The 16918-nt window shown below is 66.2% G+C and carries 13 protein-coding genes; 7 read left to right on the top strand and 6 right to left on the bottom strand.

Features of this window, described 5'->3' with window-relative positions; translation table 11 throughout:
* Positions 1-444 precede the first annotated feature (444 nt).
* On the top strand, positions 445-2892 hold the full coding sequence (locus tag FHR32_RS46285; protein WP_184758727.1) for a glycoside hydrolase family 5 protein: 2448 nt from the start codon (positions 445-447) through the stop codon (positions 2890-2892).
* Between the two features lie 1288 nt (positions 2893-4180).
* On the top strand, positions 4181-5428 hold the full coding sequence (locus FHR32_RS34370) for an ISAs1 family transposase (RefSeq protein ID WP_184758726.1): 1248 nt from the start codon (positions 4181-4183) through the stop codon (positions 5426-5428).
* Positions 5429-5587: 159 nt separating this feature from the next.
* Here FHR32_RS34370 and FHR32_RS43440 read toward each other — a convergent pair whose 3' ends face one another.
* The gene (locus FHR32_RS43440; protein ID WP_221466645.1) at positions 5588-6007 is read right to left on the bottom strand and encodes a hypothetical protein; all 420 of its coding nucleotides are present in this window, start codon (positions 6005-6007) and stop codon (positions 5588-5590) included.
* Between FHR32_RS43440 and FHR32_RS43435 the strand changes: the two genes are divergently transcribed.
* From FHR32_RS43435 to FHR32_RS34345, 4 genes are all read left to right on the top strand, one after another.
* The gene (locus FHR32_RS43435; RefSeq protein ID WP_221466644.1) at positions 5966-7795 is read left to right on the top strand and encodes an RHS repeat-associated core domain-containing protein; all 1830 of its coding nucleotides are present in this window, start codon (positions 5966-5968) and stop codon (positions 7793-7795) included. The two genes, FHR32_RS43440 and FHR32_RS43435, sit on opposite strands and share 42 nt — an antisense overlap.
* Before the next feature lie 3 nt (positions 7796-7798).
* On the top strand, positions 7799-8089 hold the full coding sequence (locus tag FHR32_RS34355) for a barstar family protein (protein ID WP_184758725.1): 291 nt from the start codon (positions 7799-7801) through the stop codon (positions 8087-8089).
* Between the two features lie 121 nt (positions 8090-8210).
* Positions 8211-8936, top strand: coding sequence for a polymorphic toxin-type HINT domain-containing protein (locus FHR32_RS34350; RefSeq protein ID WP_221466643.1), 726 nt, complete (start codon positions 8211-8213; stop codon positions 8934-8936).
* A gap of 9 nt (positions 8937-8945) precedes the next feature.
* Complete coding sequence (locus FHR32_RS34345) at positions 8946-9365, top strand: hypothetical protein (RefSeq protein WP_184758724.1); 420 nt, start codon at positions 8946-8948, stop codon at positions 9363-9365.
* 145 nt (positions 9366-9510) lie between these two features.
* Here the strand turns inward: FHR32_RS34345 and FHR32_RS34340 are convergent, their stop codons facing one another.
* The 5 genes from FHR32_RS34340 to FHR32_RS34320 are packed head-to-tail and all read right to left on the bottom strand — an operon-like array spanning position 9511 to position 15361.
* Positions 9511-10320 carry a carbon-nitrogen hydrolase family protein gene (locus FHR32_RS34340; protein WP_184758723.1) on the bottom strand — a complete coding sequence of 270 codons (810 nt, stop codon included), beginning with the start codon at positions 10318-10320 and terminating at the stop codon, positions 9511-9513.
* Positions 10317-12719, bottom strand: coding sequence for a hypothetical protein (locus tag FHR32_RS34335; protein ID WP_184758722.1), 2403 nt, complete (start codon positions 12717-12719; stop codon positions 10317-10319). The genes FHR32_RS34340 and FHR32_RS34335 overlap by 4 nt, the downstream gene beginning before the upstream one ends.
* A gap of 3 nt (positions 12720-12722) precedes the next feature.
* A complete protein-coding gene (locus FHR32_RS34330; RefSeq protein ID WP_184758721.1) occupies positions 12723-13052 on the bottom strand; it encodes a helix-turn-helix domain-containing protein in 330 nt (109 codons plus the stop codon).
* Positions 13049-14209 carry a tyrosine-type recombinase/integrase gene (locus tag FHR32_RS34325; protein ID WP_312882832.1) on the bottom strand — a complete coding sequence of 387 codons (1161 nt, stop codon included), beginning with the start codon at positions 14207-14209 and terminating at the stop codon, positions 13049-13051. The genes FHR32_RS34330 and FHR32_RS34325 overlap by 4 nt, the downstream gene beginning before the upstream one ends.
* Before the next feature lie 33 nt (positions 14210-14242).
* Entirely contained in the window at positions 14243-15361 is a 1119-nt protein-coding gene (locus FHR32_RS34320) for a tyrosine-type recombinase/integrase (RefSeq protein WP_184758720.1), read from the bottom strand.
* A gap of 630 nt (positions 15362-15991) precedes the next feature.
* On the opposite strand from FHR32_RS34320, the gene FHR32_RS34315 reads away from it, so the two are divergent.
* On the top strand, positions 15992-16744 hold the full coding sequence (locus FHR32_RS34315) for a class I SAM-dependent methyltransferase (protein WP_376773428.1): 753 nt from the start codon (positions 15992-15994) through the stop codon (positions 16742-16744).
* Positions 16745-16918: the final 174 nt, after the last annotated feature.

The following is a 16918-nucleotide window of genomic DNA, read 5'->3' as shown; positions in this document are numbered from 1 at the left end:
ATGTGATCACGGGCTTGGGGTCGGATCACCCGGTGCGGCGGCGTGCGGTGCGGGTGATCTCCGTGTCCGGAAGTCCTCAGCAGCGGACAAGATCGAGTAGGGCTGCGCGCGGGCTCCGACCGGCCCCGACAGGCGTCCGTAACTCCGTCCGGAATCAGCGTCCCGAAACTTGCGGATCGGAGCCGGGTTCCGGAACATGACCAATCTCCCGAGCCCCTTGTTCGATCATGTCCGATACCACGTTCGAAAGCTCATCACCCTCGACGATCAGCCCAACGGCCCTCTCGGTATTCCGTTGACCTGAATGAACAGAGCTAATCGTGCGTTCTGGTTCCGTTGCAGGTCCAGCCCCGAACCGCCCCGAGTGGATCGAGAAGATCGATCCAGATCTTCATATATGAGCAGTGCTCATATATGGTCGTCGACACTATGAGGAACCGTTGGTTGTCGCCGATCGCCGTCGTGGTGCTGGCCGCCGTCATCGTGCTGGGGGCGGCGTTCGACCCGTCGGGGCTGGCCGCGCCGTACACGTGGACGGGCGCCGACCTGCTACCCGTCGCCGGGCTCTGGCAGGTGGCCGCGCTGGCCATCTACGTGCCGCTGCTGCTGGCGGGGGTCGGGGCCCTGGCGTGGGCGGTCGCGCGCGGGCGTGCCCCGCTGCGTACGGCACTGCTGGTGTGGGGTGCGGTGGTGTGGTCGGCGATGGCGGCCAAGCTGATGATGTCGCTGGTGATGGCCTTTGATGATGTGGTCTACCTGGCGTGGTCGACCGGCTTCACCGGCGTCAAGGCGGCGGTCTTCGGCCTGCCGGTCCTGGCGGCCACCTGGCTCACCCAGCTCCTACGCCGCCGCCCCACCCCACCCCCTTCGAGCTCGACCTCCCCGTCCTCCCTGGGGTCGGGCGCTGGACCCGCTGCGGCCTCGGGGTCGTTCTTCCCATCGGCCTGGGGGCCGGGGTGGGTGGTGGCGGGGGTGGCCGTGGTCTTGGGCGCGTCGGTCGGTGGGGTGTGGTGGGGCGGCTCGCCCGTCGGGTACGCCATCGGCGACTCCCCGCTGGCCCCGGCGCCTGAGGCGGGACCGCTGGGCTGCCTCGCCGCCGTCACCCTGCTGGGCGTGATGACCTGGGTACTGAACCGCTGGCTCAGCACCACCACCTCGCCGCGGGCCATCGTGGCCGGGATCTCCGCGCTGGGCGCGGCCGCGACGCTGGGCCTGGTCGAGGTGGTCATCGGGCTCCCCGGCGACCTGGCGGGCGGCGACACGTTCTGGGCACCGGCGATCATGCTCCGCCTCGCCCCCGCGCTCTCCCTCGGCGCCCTCCTCGCCCTCGCAACGGCAGCCCTCATCGCCCTCCTCCCCACCGCCCTCCCGGCGCGAAGAGCCACCCTTCTCTCGGCGCGTAAGGGCGCCGCCTTCTCCGCGCCGATACGGATGGCGGCCGTCGTGGCCGCGGCGGCGCTCGCCGTACCGCTCCTGCAGCCCGGCACCACCACCGCGCAGCCACCACGCACCAAGGGGCTGACGCTCTCAGCCGACCGCAGGATCGTCGACGCCGACGGCAACGAGGTGCTGCTGCGCGGCGTGAACGTCAACCAGCTCGAAGACTACTTTCAGAAATTTCCAGACAAAGCGGTGACGCGACCGCTCACCGAGGCCGACTTCGCCGGCATGGAGCAGATGGGCTTTAACGTCATCCGCCTCGCCCTGTCCTGGTCAGCCCTGGAACCCCAGCCCGGCCACTACGACCCGGCCTACCTCGCCAGGGTCTCCTGGGCCGTCGAGACCGCGGCCAAGCACGGCCTGCGCACGGTCATCGACATGCACCAGGACGCCTGGGGCAAGGGCGTCAACGCCGCCCCCGGCACCACCTGCGAGAACAGTTCCCCGATGCACGGCTGGGACGGCGCCCCCACCTGGGCCGACCGCTTCGACGGTGCCCCCAAGTGCGAGTTCACCGGACGCGATATCTCTCCGGCCGTCGCCCGCGCCTTCACCAACTTCTACCAAGACAGGGACGGCATACAGACCCGCCTGGTCGCCGCCTGGGGCATGCTGGCGGAGCGGTTCGCGAGCGAGCCGATGGTCGCCGGATACGACCTGCTGAACGAGCCCGGCTTCGGCGAGGCCCCGCCGATCACCTCCGGCGTCCTACTCGGCCGCTACTACGACCGAGCGATCAAGGCCATCAGGGCGGGCGAGAAGCGCGGCTTCCCGCACCTGGTCTTCTTCGAGCCGTCCGTGCTCTGGTCGGGTCTCGGCTTCGAGGTCTCGGTGCCCAAGGACTTCACCGACGACCGGCTGCTCGTCTTCGCTCCCCACCTCTACAACGAGTCGATCACCATCGACCAGGGCACCGGCCTCACCGTCACGAGCATCGAGCGCGGCTTCGACCTGGCGAGCCGGGCGGCGGCGTACTACGGCGCCGGGCTCTGGTCGGGGGAGTGGGGCTGGTTCGGCGACCCCACCTCGGCCCCGATCACGAAATACACCGACCAAGAGGATCGGCACCGCATCGGCGGCGCGTTCTGGGTCTGGAAACAGTCCTGCGGCGACGCCCACGCCGGAGCCGAGGCCAAGACCGGCGGCAACCTCATGATCGAGGACTGTGCCACCGGGAAGGATCTGCCCCCGCCCCCCGAATACGTCGCCGAGCTCTCGCGCCCCTATCCCCGCTCCGCCCCCGGCCGCCTGACCGGCCTCACGTCGGACCAGGCGAGCCTCACGGCCCAGGGCGAGGGCGCCGGGTGCGGCCTCGACGTCTGGTTCCCCGGCGGCGCCCGGCCGGTCGTCCGTAGTAGCGGACTCACGGGCGTCACCGCCCGGCAGGCACCGGGCGGCTGGCGCGTCACTGGCTGCGCCCGGGGCGCCTACACGCTGACGGCACACCGCTAGGGCCCGGGGCTTGATCGACAACGGAACGGCCAGTGGCGTTAGCGAGCCGACACGGGCGGAGTTGCCGCCATCCACCGTTCGGATGTCGGTGGTTTCGATATCCGTGCTGGGTGTCGAAGAATCGAAGGTTTCTCAACACCTCGTCCGAAGTTCTCTTCACGGGGTCCCAGTAGTAACGGCGCAGGAAACAACGGATATGCAGGTCAGCGGCCCACCTTCCAGGCTGTGCCCGAAGGTTCTTAAGGAAGCTCTGACCTGCATATCCGTTGGATTTTTCGCTAGTGCTACCGGGACCCCATGTCGTGCACACGTGGAGGATTCTGCGTCGGGCCATCACACACTCCCCCGGCACCGGCGGCGGCCTGGGTAAGCGCATGCCAAATACGCCGCCCAGGCCCGGTCCGGGTAACCGGAGTCTGTCGAGACACACTCAACAGCCCTTGACTCAACGTTCGCAACCGATTCCGCACACTCCGCCATCCGCTACCCTTAGCGACTAAATAATTACACAATGAGAGGTTCGGTCAGCCCCGGCCTGAGCTTCCACCATCTCGCCGTTGAGCTGGGATAACGCGGGAATCCCGGCCCCCCGGTACCCGTCTGGCACGTTGCAGACGGGGAAACGGTGCGTGACGTCCAGAGGAAGAATCTGGCTTTCCCGATGGCCTGACGCCCCTCCTTCCCGCTGGCGGCCGCCCTGGCACAGAGCCGATGCCGGGCCCTGGGCGAGGAGGATCACTGAGGGTCAGGCCTTCGAAGGGACCGTCGGGACGACCGTCATGGAGTGGACGGATCAGGGTCGTGCTGAGACGGCCACCTCCGCAGCAAATGGTGAGTCGCGAGTCTTCGTCAGGCCTCGTTTTCGAGCTTGCGGCGCAGCTGCGCGTGCTCATCGTCGGTGATGCCTGCCGTTCCTCCCTGCCTCGGCTCTGCCGCCACACTGCGTTTTGAGGCTCTCTCCACGGGCCGTACCGCTGCCTTGCAACGCCGGATTTCGTCTCTTCCAAGAGACGAAAGCGTGCCTTATCTCCCCATACTCAGCTCGGCTTTCCGCTTCTATCGTTCGGAGTCGGCAACGTCTACCTGCTGGCAGGGCCCCGGCGTTCTTGAGTTCTGATGCGGTATGGCGCGGTTGAGGGTTTCGGCAGGTGGCATGCGAAAGAGCGCGACTTCTGGTGATCTTTCAGGTCTCCAAACCCAAGATCGCAGCAGGAGTCGCGCTCGTGTCCCATCTTCCCCGACCAGCCCCTGTTCCGTCCCGTGTCTTGACCGGCTCGCCGACCTGGCGTTGTGGGAAGCGGAACCGGCCGCCGACCCGGTCGTGGTGGAATCGGCGTTGTTGGGCCGGTTGGCGACAGCGCCCGATCAGCGCTCGGCCTGCGGGCTGCGGCATCCGCTGGTGGTCATCTTGGCGTTGACCGCGTGCGCGACGCTCGTGGTCGGCAGCAACAGCATCGCGGCGATCTGGCAGTGGGCCGCCCGGACCTCCCAGCAGGTGCCGCAGCGGCTGGGCGCCTACCGTGACCCGTTCACCGGTCTGTTCACCGTGCCCGGCGAACGAACTTTCCGCCGGGTCCTGGCCGACGTGGACGCCGACGCGCTGGACGCGGCGATCAGCGGCTACGTGGCCGATGCCGTACGCCAGGCGGCACCCATCCCACAGATCCCCGATACACCCGGCCCCGTCGAGCGCGAGCAACGCCGCGCAGCCCGACGGCAGCTCACCCATCCCGCCCCGGACGGGCTGCTGCCCGGTGCCGCCCTGGACGGCAAGGTCAGCCGCGGCGCCCGGACCGAGCAGGGCGGGCGCGTCTTTCTGGTCGGGGCGATCAGCCACGAGCACGGGGTGATCCTTGGACAGTGCCAGGTCGCCGGCAAACGGGGCGAGGGCCCGGCCGCCCGCACGCCGCTGCCGCAGCTGGAGGTCGCCGGGATGGTGTTGACTCTGGACGCCCTGCACACCACCAAGGCCACCGCCCGCTTGATCACCGAGCAGTTGGAAGCCCACTACATCCTCATTTTGAAGGGAAACCAACCGCTGGCCCGCACCGCCGCGCAAGCCCTGCTGAGCGGCCCGGATGCCGAATGGAGCGACACCACCGCCATCGAGTGCGATCGTGGGCACGACCGCACCGAACGCCGGACCATCCGCACCGCCGAAGCAGACGACACCCTCTTCCCAGGTGCCCGGCAAGCCTTCCGGCTCCGCCGCGACGTCGGCGATCTGGACGGCGCATGGACCAGCAAAGAGATCGTGTACGGCATCACCGGCATGCCCACCACGCTGGCCGGGCCCGCCCAGCTCAACCATTACGAACGCGCGCACTGGGGAGTGGAAAATCGTCTCCACCGGGTCCGCGACGTGACCTTCCGGGAGGACCTCTCCCAGCTCCGGACAGGCACCGCACCCAGAGCCCTGGCCAGCTTCCGCAATCTGGCGATCAGCACCGCCCGTCTGGCAGACCGAGCCAACATCGCCCATGCCCGCCGCGACCTCCTCGATCACAACGACGCCTTCGCCGTCTACAACATTTGATCAACCCGAAGAAGCGGGACATAGCGAATCAACGCCGGGGCCCTGGCCGCGGATGCGGTCAAGCTGGTACGCGACACCACCGGTGAGACCGACACCGAAAAGAAGGACTTCGCCTACACCTACGACCCCAACGCCAACCTCACGAGAATCGCCGACAACTCACCCACCGCGAAGATCGACACCTGGGACATCGCCTACACCGGCCTCAACCAGATCGATCGGATCCTCGAAAAGGTCGGCGGTACGGGCGGCACCGTCAAGAACACCACCACCTACACCTACAACGAAAACAGCGCCGTCACCGAGCGCACCCACGACAAGACGCTGGCCACCTACCGCTACGACGTCCGCGACCTGGTCGACCAGATCGTCAACAAGAAGTCGGCCACCGACACCGGCCCGAAGACCACCTCCTACACCTACACGCCCAAGGCCGAACGCCTCACCGAGACCAAGGCCAACGGCAACACCGTCACCTACGACTACTTCCTCGACAGCCTGCTGCGCCACAGCATCGAGAAGAAGCCCAACGCCACGGTGGTCTCCGAGCACACCATCGGCTACCAGGGCAACGGCCACCGCTCCCGTGATCTGGCGAAAATCCAGAACGCCGACAACCCCGGCGCCTACCTGGAAAACGACTACACCTACACCTACGACCCCCGCGACCGCATCGCCAAGTCCGTCAAGACCCCGGTCGGCGGTGGCGCCGCGACCACCGAGACCTACAGCCACGACGCCAACAGCAACGTCTACGACCAGACGGTCCAGGGCAAGCAGACCACCTTCACCTTCGACCGCAACCGGCTGATGACCTCCGCCACCGCCGGGCAGACCTCCACCTACAACTACGACCCCTACGGGCGGCTGCGCACCATCACCGGCGGCGGCAAGACCCAGGAGAAGTACACCTACGACGGCTTCGACCACGTCGTCAAACACGAAAAGCTCGGTGACGCCGGAAGTACCGTCACCACCTACGCCTACGACCCGCTGGATCGCACCACCACCAAGACCGAGAAGACCGGCACCGCGAACGCGAAGACCACCGCCTACTCCTACCTCGGCCTGTCGGCCGAAGTCCTGGACGAGGAGGTCGCCGGGAAACTCACCCGCTCCTTCCAATACAGCGCCTGGGGCGAGCGGCTGTCGCAGGTGAAGATCAAGGCCGACGGCGGCGAGGAGTCCTCCTACTACGGCTACAACGCCCACACCGACGTCGAGCAAGTCACCTCCGAGGCCGGTGACACCCGGGCGACCTACGGCTACACCGCCTACGGGTCCAACGACGACACCCTCTTCACCGGCGTCGACAAGCCCGACCCGGTCGACCCCACCGCGAAGGAGGAGTACAACCCCTACCGCTTCAACGCCAAACGGTGGGACAACTCCACCGGCATGTATGACATGGGGTTCCGGGACTACAACCCCGGCCTCAACCGCTTCCTCACCCTCGACTCCTACAACGGCGCCCTCAACGACCTCTCCCTCGGCACCGACCCCTGGACCAGCAACCGCTACGCCTTCACCGGCGGCAACCCCATCACCGGCATCGAACTCGACGGCCACATGCTCGACGGCGGAGCGCAATGCGGGATTATAGCCAGCAATCCCTGCAACCCGTCCGGGCCGTCGCCGTCCCCCTCTTCTGGACCGTCACCATCACCTTCATCAGAAACCCCGGCCGAGTCACGTCCGGTTGCCGCTCCGACCCCTAGTCCTAGCCGGGGTGTCAATCCCGAATCATGGCGAAGCTTCTGCGAGCTCAATCGACTTGATTGTAAAGCAACCTTCTCGGACGCCGCTCACTCATTCCTTGGTGCACTTGGATTTACCCCTCTGGTTGGAGGCGGTGCCGATGCAGCCGACGGGGTACTTAATGCGTTCGAAGGCAATTACAAAGAAGCAGGGCTGTCGGCGATCGCTATCATCCCCTTTTTTGGGGATCTGATAGTCGCAAAGAAGGTCTTGCGGGCGAGCGTCAATGCAGCCCGGGCGGGCCTGCGGAGAGATTTTGCGGTTGCGGAAGCAGCAAATCCCTTGATAGATAGCCTCCGCACACATGGCACCCTCCCTTCAGAGTATGTAACAAAAGCACAAGCGGGAGCGGCCGGATGGGAGCCAGGAAAGGCTTTAGGGAATCATATTCCAGGCGGTCAAATAGGAGGAGACATATTTCAAGATGCAGCCTCCGTAGGGCTACCTGTGGCAAAGGGGCGAGTGTGGCGCGAGGCGGATATTGGTCTCGACCCGATGAAGAGGCGAGCCCGCCAGCCCGGCACTCGGCTACTATACTCAAGCGATGGCCTCGCGTACGTAACGTCCGATCATTACGAGAACTTCTACCAACTGCCGAACTGGAGGTGATAGATGGAACTGATTGTCGATGGCCGCGAGATTCAGTCGGAGTCCGATCTTCATCGGACCCTCGCGGAGAGTTTGGACTTCGGTCCATTCTACGGCGGCAATCTAGCGGCACTTCGAGATCGCTTGACTACTGATGTGCCACGCCCCATTTCGCTTGTGTGGCGGTTCTCCGCAGAGAGTCGCCAAGCAATGGGAAGCGAACTGTTCGAAAAAATCAAAGACCTATTGGTCTTCGTCGAAGAACAAGATCGAAAAATAGGATTCAAGAATCGGTTTACCGTAAGGTTCGAATGATGCGCATCAGGCAATGAAGCGCGGAAACGTAACTTACGCCAAGGGTACTGGGTTAAAAACTCTCAACTGCATCGCCAGTTAATCAAGGAGGCTTATTCATAAGCCCTGGTGAATAAGCCTCTTGTGCGGCTCTTATCCCACAGTAATCGAACCAAAGAATGAGTCTGGAGCGGAGCGACCCTCCTGGAGTCGCTCCGCTCCACGAAGCTTCCAGATCACCGTCGACACCGACGGCAAGAAGGGCCATCAGACCGGCCTGGTCATCGCCACCGAGATCCACCCCTTCTGGGTACCCGCACTGCGCAAGTGGGTCAACGCCAAGGACCTCAAGCCCGGCATGTGGCTACGGACCGCCGCCGGCACCCATGTCCAGGTCACCGCGATCAAGAAGTGGACCGCCTACCAGCGAGTCCACAACCTCACCATCGCCGACATCCACACGTACTATGTGCTGGCGGGCGAGACTCCGGTACTCGTTCACAATTCCGGTGGCTGCCCGACCGTTGGGTCCGCTGATTCCCTCATAAAGAATCTCGACGACGACGTGATCTTCCATTACTCAGATCAGAAGGGGTATGAGGGGATTCTCGGATCCGGAACGATCCGAGCGGACTCAAAGGGACGCGCGTACGTGACCCAGGAGATGGTTTCGTCTGGCGATATACACAATGTTCTCTTTGCTGGTAACCCTGCCTATGCGGGCAAGGGTGGTTTCATGATCGCGATTCGAAGGCGGGAAGGCGTGTCTCTCCGGGTTGGAGAGCAGCCGAACGAACTGATACATCAGGGATCGTTGAGGTTTAATCGATCCGATGTGTTGTACGCCGGCCCGAACCCGTTTGGCTAGGAGAGGTTTATGCAGGTAGAGCTTGCCCTTGAGGAGCTTGAGACTCTCGCTTCAGCGTTGGTGCGCTTGAAGTTTGAGGACGACGAGCCTCCCGAGCCGTATTTCGGTAGCCCCAGGCTGGCAGTGGCACATCGCCGAATCGTTGATTCGATCATCCTGGAAAGTGAGCGAATTGGGGACTCGGGGCGAGCTGCGCAATGGGAATCCTGGCGAAAGTGGTCCGCGAGGGGATATGAGAAGGGCGTCGTTGTTCGCTACGCCTCGTCCTTGGACGTGTGGGACCAATGGGGTGACGGGCAGAAGCTTGAGGTACTGAGGACCTGCTCCGCGCCGTTCGCCCCAAGCGAGGAGGAGCTGGAAGAGCTCCGCAACGAAATCGATGCGGTTCGTAACTCCCCCAGCTCCGACGGCCTCTCGCCAGGCGCTTGACGGCAACGCTGACGGCAACGTCAGCGGACGGCTACCGCTGAGGGCGGCGGTTCCTCGAGTCGTCGCCCTCGCCCAGCACCTCGGCCAGGGTGTCGATGGCTTGGCGTTGGAGGCGGAGTCGGACGTGTAACGGCACCATCGGATATCAGAACTGTCCGAATGCCTGCTCTGTCGGCCTGTTCTGGTAGCGAAGGTGGACGACGTCGCGCCTCCGCTGACCGAGATACCAGCTGGCGGCCTCATCCGTGTCGATGGTCGCCCGCAGTATGCCGGCGCTGTTGGCGGGCAGCTCGGCGAGACTCTCTCCGCGTGGCGAGATGATCACGCTGGGGCAGTGCTGGTGGGGATCGGCGACGTTGGCGGCGAGGACGAACCGCTGGTTTTCTGCTGCCCGGCTGATCAGGTGGCTTCGCCAGACTCCGGCGGGCTCGGTGGGGTTGGCGGCGTGGGTGAGGTAGATGAAGGCTTGTGCTCCTGCGCCGGCTAGATACTGCCACTGTTCGGGGAAGCGGATCTCGCGGCAGATCTGGACGCCGACGGTGAGGGGGCCATCGGCCAGGTGGAGTTGGAGCGTGGGGAGCTCGGATCCGGCCTCCAGCAGGCCGCGCTCGTTCATCGCCAAGTTGATCTTCCGGTAGGTCCATCTGGTGCCGTGCGGTGAGAAGTAGAGGGCGGTGTTCCACCAGGCGCCGTGCTCGAAGAGCAGTGAGCCGCAGAACAGGTGCACCGCTTTCTCGCGCACCAACGTGGTGACATAGTCGATGGCGCGTGCGAGCGCCGTGGGGTCAAGGCGGCTGAGAACCGACAGGTCAGAGCCGTAACCTGACAGGGCGCCCTCGGGCAGCACGACGATCTCGTCCGGCTGAGCGTCGGCCAGGACCGCCGCGATGGTCGACAGATTCTCTGCGATGTCCCAGGTGATGGGGATCTGCGCGACCACTATCGACGCTTTCATGAGTCTTTCCTTCGGCGACTGACGGCGGCGGCGTAGGTCATCCAGTCACCGGAGGAGGCTCGTTGCCAGGCGACGGCGACGTCGATGTGGATGCCGAGCATGCGGGCGAGGATGGCGGCGGGGAGTTCGGTGGCGAGCTGGAACAGGGCCGTGGAGCGTGCTTGGCCGGGTTGGATGCTGAGGTCTTTGAGGCGTTTCCCGAGGTGGGTGGCGCTGATCGGGCGGCCGGGTTGTCCTCCGGGGAACAGCCAGGGTGAGGGGTTCCCGGTGCCGGTGGTGGCGTGTCCGCGTTTGCCGTCCAAGAGTTGGCGGGTGAGGTCGGCGACGGGTTCGGGCAGGGTGATGGGTGCCGATCCGAGGTGGATGCGGACCGCCTGGCCGTCGATGGTGATCTGGTCGGTGGTCAGTCGGCTGATCCGGGCGACTGGCTGGGCATAGAGCAGGACGAGAAGACCCGCGAGGCGGTCCCGGTTGCCGATGGTGTCGTCGTGGAGCAATCGGCGGGCTGCCTCCCAGCGACTTTCCTCATCCAGTACTCGGGTAGGGCCGTGCCAGCGGGTGGCGGGGAAGGACAGCGTGGTGAGTCGCTGGCCGACGCTCCAGCGGACGAAGTGTCCTGCCTGGTAGCGGTGGGAGGCTTCCCCGCTGGCCAGCCATCGTTCGAGGTCGGCCTGGCGGCAGGTCGCCATGGTCAGGTGCTGGGTGGTGAGCCAGTCGAGCAGGACGACGGCGGCTCGCGTGTGCTGGTGCACGACGGCGTACTGCTGGATCGTGGTGGCGTGGCCGCCGGTGCGGCGGCGGAGCCGGCGCAGCAGATGCCAGACGGCGTAGCGGTGCAGGATCTGACGCTGGTCGGGATCGGATTGGGTGGCCAGGACCTCGTCGAGGAATTGTTCCAGCCGGGCCATGTGCTCATCGCGGGGCGGGAGCGTCCCGGTGGCGACCAGCACGCTGCGCAGGTGCGCGAGGATCGCGGTCTGCTCCAGGTCGTCGAGTTCGGCGTGGGTGAGTGGGCGGCGGTCCGCTGCGATGTCGGCCAGCACCTGCGCGACGGGTTCCTTGGCGAGCCAGCGCAATGCCGTTCCGGGCGGGTCGGTGGCCGCCAACGCCTCCTTCAACGGCTGCAGGACGGGGTGGATGACGCCGTCGCCGCCGGTGAACAGCTCCCGGAACCGCAGCTCCAAGCGGCAATCGGGGCATCGGCCCGGCTGCGGGCTGCTCTCGCAGACCGAACAGTCAGGAAAGACCGGGACGGTGCAGCTGTGGCAGAGCGGGTCGTCGAGGGTTCCCGACCGGATCGGTTTCACCAGATCGCAGCGTGAGCAGCGTGCCGATTGGTTCTGGCAGGGCGGGCACCACGGCTGCCCGGTCAGTCGGGAGGTGCCGCTGGGCCGGTGCTGCCCGCAGATCGAGCACGTCGCCGTCGGTAGCGTCGGGCAGCTGGGGCAAAGTGGCCCGTGCGGGCTGCGGGTGTTCACAGTGCGGCGGCGGCCGCAGTTCACGCAGATCTCGAGGTTGGCCGGGTGGCTAACCAGGCAGTTCGGGCAGATCGGCCGTCCGTGGTCGTCGCGGGCCGCGGCCTCGCAGACCCTGCCGCAGCCGGAGCAGGGCTGGGCTCGGGACTTGGCGACGCAGTTGCGGCAGAGCCACCGTCCATCGATCGGCCGGTGCAGCTTGATGACCCGGCCGCAGTGCGGGCATGGAGGTCGGATGATCCCGCAGGCGCCGGCGTCGCAGAGCTTGTCGATCAATCGCAGCACCGCGGGAACAGGAGCCTCGGCGCCCGCTCCGGTGAGCAGGCCGGGCCGGTCCTGCACCGCCCAAGCGAGTTGGTGACGTTTCCCAGCCTGGGTGGCCGCCGTGTTCACCGCTGCGGTGATGGCCTGCGGTGGCAGGGTGGGGTCGAGTGCCGTGACGACCTCGATCACGATCTCGACCGGGTCGCTGCCGCCGTCCGCCCCGGTGCCGGGGCCGCATTTCTTGCATTGGGGCTGCCCGTCGCGGTCGCGGGAATGGACGCGTTCGACGTCGCCGCAGTTGGCGCAGGGCAGCCGGATCGGGCCGCAGAGCCAGCAGTACCAGTCCTCGCCGCGACGTTGCAGCGTTCGAAGCTTCTTGCCGCACTCGGCGCAGATCGGCGGTGAGATCGTCGTCGCACCCGCTTTGACCAGTGCGATCAGCAAGTCTCCCAGCGCGCGAGGTGCGGGTGACCGGCCGTCGGTGAGGATCTCGGGCCGCTCGGCCAAGGCCTGAGCAAGCTTGCGGCGCTTGGCCCGGCCACCAGAGATACCCATCACCATGGCCTCGACCTGGCAGCGGTCCAAGCCCGCCTCGATGTCGGTGATCAGGCCGATGATGACACCGATCGGGTCGCTGACGACCTCGGAAATCTCTTCCACCGCTTACCCGTCGGCTCGGGTGATTCGCGCCCGTCTGGGCCGGAGCTCGCCGACCCCTGTCTCACTGCCGGCGACCTTGGTCTTCTTGGCCTGCCCGGCGGCGGGGACGGGTTCAACGAGGTCGGTCATCGTGCAGTCCAGGATGTCCAGCAACGCCATCAGGATCTTCAAACTGAGACGTTCGGGCCGGTCGACGACCAGGCGGTAGACCTGCGAGGACGACAGCTTGATGCCCCGCTCGGAGAGCGGTTGGAGCAGGTCGGTGGTGGAGAACATGCCGCGGGTAGCCATCACCTGCCGCAGATGCCACTGGTAGTCCAGCTTCGCCGTCATCGCTGATCCTTCCGTCCTGGCCGACTACCGTGGCCGCTATCGAGGGCCGGGCCCAGAGCCCGCCGCAAAGCGGTGTTCATGAAGTCGTCGCTGACATGGGTATAGACCGCCGTCGAGGAATCACTCTCGTGCCCGACCTGGGTCTGGATGAATCTCCGGTCAACCCCGTCTTCGGTCAGATGCGTGACATAGGAATGCCTCAGACTATGGACGACCAGGGCAGACGGTAGCTTCAGCGCCTCCCGGTAGGCGACGAACCGGGCATTGATCTCGGCCGGTTTCACCCGACCGCCGCGCTCGGTCACCCACAACGCCGGATGATCCTCACAACCGAACCGGGGCCGTACGTTCTCCACGTAGTCAACGACGGCCTCGACCGCCCAGTCCATCACCGCCGCGACGTTCCGCCGCCGGGGCGGCTGCCCCTTCTTGGCCTTGCCGTAACGGACGTTCAGCATCCCGAACCGGCCGAACTCCGGAGCAGCCGGGTTCCGTCCAAAGTCCACCACATCCAGCTTGGCGGTCTCCGTCCGCCGCAACCCCCATCCATAGATCACCTTGAACAAGGTCGCGTCCCGGTAAGCGGCCAGGGCGCCTTTGCGCTTAGACTTCACCGCGCGTTCCACCTGGTCGTCGGCATAGTCCAAGAACCGCTGCAGCTCTTGGCGGCTGAACGGCCGGGCCTCGGGGTTGCCTTCGTAGTCGTTGAGGTGCGCGATCGTGTTCCACTCATGCGCGATCGCCACCGGATGCCGCCCGGGGCCGAACGCCTGCTCACACGCCACCGCCCACCCATAACGGCCATCGATCAGGAACTCGGTGAACTGCCGCAGCGTGCACTGATAGCTGCGGATCGTGGACGGCGCCAGATGCTGCTCGGCCGTCATGTGCAGCGACCACTCATCCATGTGCCCCGGTGACCACGCCCACGGATACTCGTTGGTGAACGCCAGGAACCGGCGGACCAGCCGCTCCCGCGGCACGATCGTGTCGTCCTTCAACCCGCGCGCCGTCTGCTGCGCCCGCCAGCCCCGCAGCATCGCCTCGACCATCGCGTCCTCCGGACGCAACTGCACCACGCCCGAGACCAGCTCCATGTGGGCCGCACCCGCAAGCTCAGCCCGCCGCAACCAGTCCTCCATCCCGTCAAATCCCACCCGTTTCAAGGGCAGATCTTGCATCAAGCGGGATCAGTCTGGCAAACTCCCTGCTCGGGCAGCCAAGACCCAAGGCTCCGGAAGCCCCAGCAGCTGCCGCCCTGACCTCACGACCTGCGGCTTCTCGCTCGTCTGATGCAATTCCTGAGCTTTGCGAAAGTAGCGGGCGGTGGTTTCGATGGAGGCGTGTCCAAGCAGGGCTTGGATCTGGGCGTGGTCGGCGCCGGCTTCGCGTAGTCGGGTGGCGTAGGTGTGGCGTAGCCGGTGCGGGCGCAGGCCGGGCAGGCCGGCGGCCTTGCCGGTCGCGCGCACCACGTCGGTGACCCCGTCGACGGACAGCCGGCCGCGCTGCCCGGTCCACAGTCCCTCCCCGGTGGCCTCGGCGAGGGTGGGCCGGGTGGCCAGGAGGTCGGCGCGCGCGAGCAGCCAGGCGGCCAGTCGTTCGCGGGCCGGGATGGGCAGCGGGACGGTGCGGACCTCGTCGCCCTTGCCGTGCAGGCGGGCGGTGCCGCTGCGCGCGGTGATCGGCACGTCGGCGACGGTCAGGCGCTGGGTTTCCTCGGTGCGGGCGCCGGCGCCGAGCAGGAGGGCGATGAGGGCGGCGTCGCGGGGGCCGCGCCGGTCGGCGGCCCGGCGCACCGCGTTCTCCTGCGCGCGGGTGAGCGCGTCGGGGGCTCCGGGCTTGGGCACGCGGGCGCGTTTGACGGCCAGGCGCAGGCCGGGGCCGTGCTCATACAGCAGCGTCACCGCGGCCAGCGCCTGGTTGACCGTGGCGGGGGAGGCACCACCGGCGAGCAGGTGCCGGCGCCAGGCGGTCACGGCGGCCTCGGCGCCGACCAGGTCGACGAAGGCGTCCGCGTGCTCGGCCGCGTGCGCGAGCAGCCAGTCACGGTAGGCGATGGCCTGGCGCCGGTAGGCGGTGACGGTGTTGGCGGCCAGGGCGCACCGATCCAAATGCGCGGCGAAGGCGGCTAGCGCCGCCTGCCCGGCGGCGGTCACCGACCCCGGGTCGAGGCCGGGCCGGATCGCCACCACGGTTCCGACGCCGGGGCCGCCGCGCTCGGCAACGCGGTTGTCGACGTGGTCGCCAACCGGGTTCCCGATCTCGGCACCGGCACCATTGTTGATCTTGTTGTCGGCAGTCGCGGTCACCCTTGAACCCCTCTTCTTATTATCCGGGGAGTTTTTCCGGGGTTAGCTCCGGGCCCGGATCGGTGTTATCCGGGGAGATCATATCCATGCTCCCCGGATAATGGTACTTATCCGGGGAGAGTTGAATCATCCGCTGACCGGAGCTTTTTGCCGCGGGGTGCCTTGATCCTTAAAGAACTTCGGCAACTGCTTTCCGGCCCTCCCGGAGGACCTACCGTCTTGTCCATGGACGTGCTGCTGTGTGCGGATTATTGCGACGGCTGTGGGCGCTGTGTGGACTGCGGATGGCGCGTCGGGAGCATCGGGCCGTCCGACATGTGCGAGGCGTGTATCGCTGCTAAGCAGCGCGCTACGTACGAGACCGAAGAGCGCCTTGCCTACGGTGCTGAGTAAGTGGCCCTGCACCCGGCCTCCGTGCGGCTCGTCCTGGTGGATTCTTTCGGCAAACGCCTGCGAGGGCTGGGCGTCGCGGGTCGGGACCGGCCGGAAGAGCCGCATGCCCGGCCTGTGGCCGTCCGGCGACGCGTCAGCGGGCCGCCTTGAGTAGGCGGTGGCGATTTCCGCCAATCGAAGCGTTCAGTCACGGCAAACGGGCCGTACGTCTGTGCCGCCCGAGACTGATGGGACAAAATGGCGCGCATGCCTACCGTGCCCGAAAATCATGTCGAGACCGCACATCCGTCCCGATTCAACGACTACGACAGGATCGCCGAGGGGTACACGGCCGAGAACGAGACCAGTCTCCTGAACGCGTACTACGAGCGGCCCGCGATGCTGGAGCTCGCCGGGGACGTGACCGGAAGGCGCATCCTCGACGCCGGCTGCGGCTCAGGCCCCCTGTTCCACGCGCTGCGCGATCGAGGCGCCATCGTGACCGGCATCGACGCGAGCGCCGGGATGCTGGAGCTGGCCCGACAACGGCTGGGCGCCGACGCGGACCTGCGGGTCGCCGACCTGGCCAACCCACTGCTCTTTCCCGACGACGCGTTCGACGATGTCATCGCGTCCCTGGTGCTGCACTACCTGGAAGACTGGGGACCGACACTGGCCGAGCTGCGACGCGTACTGAGGCCTGGCGGCCGACTCCTCGTCTCGGTCGAGCATCCTTTCGCCATCACCCTCATGCGTCACATGGCAGGGGAAAAGCCCAGCTATTTCGAGACCCGTAACCGGATCGAAGAATGGACCATGGGCGGGCAGACCGCCCAGATGAGCTTCTGGGACCGGCCGCTGCACGCGATGACCGAGGCCTTCACCGCGGCTGGCTTTCGCATCAGCGTCATCAGCGAACCGCCGCCCGTGCCGGAAGCCCGCGATGTGTTCCCGGAGGTCACCGGGAAGAGGATGCTGGGCTTCCTGTTCTTCGTTCTAGAAACCGACTAACGGCGCCTCGTAACGATCAATTGTGGTGGCTTAGCGTTTCAGCGGGCGATTCCCGCCAATTGAAGCGCTCAGGGGTCCCAGTAGCAACGGCGCAGGAAACAACGGATATGCAGGTCAGCGGCCCACCTTCCAAGCTGTGCCCGAAGGTTCTTAAGGAAGCTCTGACCTGCATAT

Source organism: Streptosporangium album, from assembly GCF_014203795.1.
GTDB lineage: Bacteria > Actinomycetota > Actinomycetes > Streptosporangiales > Streptosporangiaceae > Streptosporangium > Streptosporangium album.
The sequence above is the reverse complement of the archived record's forward strand: the minus strand, read 5'-3'. Positions and strand labels throughout refer to the sequence as shown.

Bases quoted from the DNA above. Each gene is read 5' to 3' on its own strand.
- FHR32_RS34355 (WP_184758725.1), top strand. From the start codon at position 7,799: ATGGAACTGATTGTCGATGGCCGCGAGATTCAGTCGGAGTCCGATCTT.
- FHR32_RS34345 (WP_184758724.1), top strand. From the start codon at position 8,946: ATGCAGGTAGAGCTTGCCCTTGAGGAGCTTGAGACTCTCGCTTCAGCG.
- FHR32_RS34340 (WP_184758723.1), bottom strand. From the start codon at position 10,320: ATGAAAGCGTCGATAGTGGTCGCGCAGATCCCCATCACCTGGGACATC.
- FHR32_RS34330 (WP_184758721.1), bottom strand. From the start codon at position 13,052: ATGACGGCGAAGCTGGACTACCAGTGGCATCTGCGGCAGGTGATGGCT.
- FHR32_RS34315 (WP_376773428.1), top strand. From the start codon at position 15,992: ATGGCGCGCATGCCTACCGTGCCCGAAAATCATGTCGAGACCGCACAT.